This is a genomic window from Mesorhizobium sp. P5_C1 (genome assembly GCF_054049815.1).
The window spans coordinates 1-1,255 of the sequence record NZ_JBFULQ010000994.1 but is presented as its reverse complement, the minus strand read 5'-3'; the positions used below and the strand labels follow the sequence as shown (position 1 = coordinate 1,255).

Below are 1,255 nucleotides of genomic sequence, written 5' to 3'. Positions count from 1 at the left end.
CTGATGTTCTTCTCCGGGCTGCCGCCGTTGGCGCAACCGTTCTTCGAGGGATTGATCCTCGCAACCGCAATTGCACTCGGCGCGCTCGGCGTTTTCCGGGTGCGCAGCCGGCTTGAGTTGTACCGCTGATGACTGATGCAGCCGCACAAAGCGCTACGTCCTACAAATCCCGTCGCTGGCTAAGCCGGGACCACGTATCGGTCCTGCTGATTGCGCTGGGCTGCGTCGCTCTGCTGTTGGGCGGTTCGCTGTTGTACCCCGGCTTCCTGAAGCCCGGCTACATTCTACAGCAGCTTCAGATCGCCGCCTTTCTTGGTATCATCGCAACCGGTGCCATGCTGGTGATCCTGCTGGGCGAGATCGACCTTTCGGTGCCGTGGACGATCACTGGCACGGCGATTGTCGTCATCTCGGCCTCTGGCAGCTCCAATCCCGTGATCGCCAGCCTGGCAATTCCGCTGGGCCTATGCTTTGGCATGGGTGTTGGGCTCTTGAACGCCATCGGTGTTGCCGTTTTTCGCGTACCCGCGATGGTCTGGACGCTAGCGGTCAACGCCATGCTGCTTGGCGCCACGGTTTTCTACACCGGAAACAGCCGTCCCAACGGCGAGGTCCCCTGGCTGGCGACGCAGGCGGCGATCGGTCGGACCTTCGGCATCCCCAACGCCTTTCTCGTATGGCTCGGTGTCGCCGTGATCACAGTCTGGATGCTCCGGCGTACCGTCTATGGCAACTACCTCTATGCACTGGGCAATTCGCGACGTGCAGTGTTTCTTGCCGGGGCGCGGGTGCGTCTGGTAACAGTGGCGACCTTCGTCCTTGCCGGAGTGTTTTCGAGTTTCGGCGCTATCCTGCTGCTCGGCTACACCAACCAGGCCTATCAGGGCATGGGCGACCCTTATCTTATGCCGGTCATCTCGGCTGTGGTGGTCGGGGGAACCTCCATTCAGGGTGGTCGAGGGAACTACATCGGCACCTTCGCCGGTGCGATCTTCATCACGCTTCTGTCGTCGATCCTTTCGGTGATGCAGATGCCCGCTGCCGCGCGCGAGATGATCTTCGGTGCGATCATCCTGGTCATGCTGCTTGTCCACGGTCTCACCAATAAGAACAAGGACATCTGAACGCTCCTGGCGAAGCCGGAAGCTGCGTGTCGCCAATCCGACCTACAGCAGTGATGCCTTCACCGATCGCCGGCCTGAAAATCTGGAGCAGCGTCCTTTGCCGCGGCAAGCGCTCCCCAGATCCTTGACGG

General features: G+C 61.0%; 1 protein-coding gene. It reads left to right on the top strand.

Annotated features, from left to right (window positions below; genetic code table 11):
* Window positions 1–128: 128 nt before the first annotated feature.
* A complete protein-coding gene (locus ACXJ7R_RS33310; protein ID WP_457155506.1) occupies window positions 129–1,124 on the top strand; it encodes an ABC transporter permease in 996 nt (331 codons plus the stop codon).
* Window positions 1,125–1,255: the final 131 nt, after the last annotated feature.

What these genes read in the sequence shown, in the direction of transcription:
- ACXJ7R_RS33310 (WP_457155506.1), top strand. Translation starts at nt 129, where the DNA reads ATGACTGATGCAGCCGCACAAAGCGCTACGTCCTACAAATCCCGTCGC.